The 497-nt window shown below is 50.9% G+C and carries 1 protein-coding gene; it reads left to right on the top strand.

Annotated features, from left to right (window positions below; translation table 11 throughout):
* Positions 1-205 precede the first annotated feature (205 nt).
* Positions 206-497, top strand: a 292-nt coding sequence (locus D0S45_20805) for a relaxase (protein TIH06008.1), incomplete at its 3' end; no start/stop codon positions are given.

Below are 497 nucleotides of genomic sequence, written 5' to 3' on the forward strand. Positions count from 1 at the left end.
TCGGGCCGCTGTTTCCGGCAGGAAAAAGGGCTATGAGGATCTGCGCGAAGAGCAGGATGGCCGCTGGAAGCAGACCAGTTCCTATTGGGATGGCAAGATCAAGGCCCTTAAGAATGACAAAAAACTTAGAATCAAAGATCGTAGCCGGTTAATTGCTCTCGCTGCCGGCAGAAAGACAGAGGCTATCGAAGCCTTAAAAAAGGAAATGTCCGGAAAGCGCGCGGAGCTGCGTGAACAAACCCCGTTCAACCGCTGGAATGACTTTTTGAAATGGAAGGCTGAGAGCGGCGATGAGATAGCCCTGAAGGTCTTGCGGTCGAAGAAGGAGCCGATTCAAAGTAATCCTTCACCTGTTTTTGATTCCCCGGCATCAAAAGTATCTGAACTGAAGCTTAAGCAGAGTCAGTTCAGATCAGACTCAAGCTTGGCGTGGAAAGACAAGCGCAGGCTGTTGTCCATCTCCAAGATGCTCCAGTTGCAGGCCGAAGAAGCCAAGC

It is taken from the genome of Marinifilum sp. JC120, assembly GCA_004923195.1.
Classification (GTDB): domain Bacteria; phylum Desulfobacterota; class Desulfovibrionia; order Desulfovibrionales; family Desulfovibrionaceae; genus Maridesulfovibrio.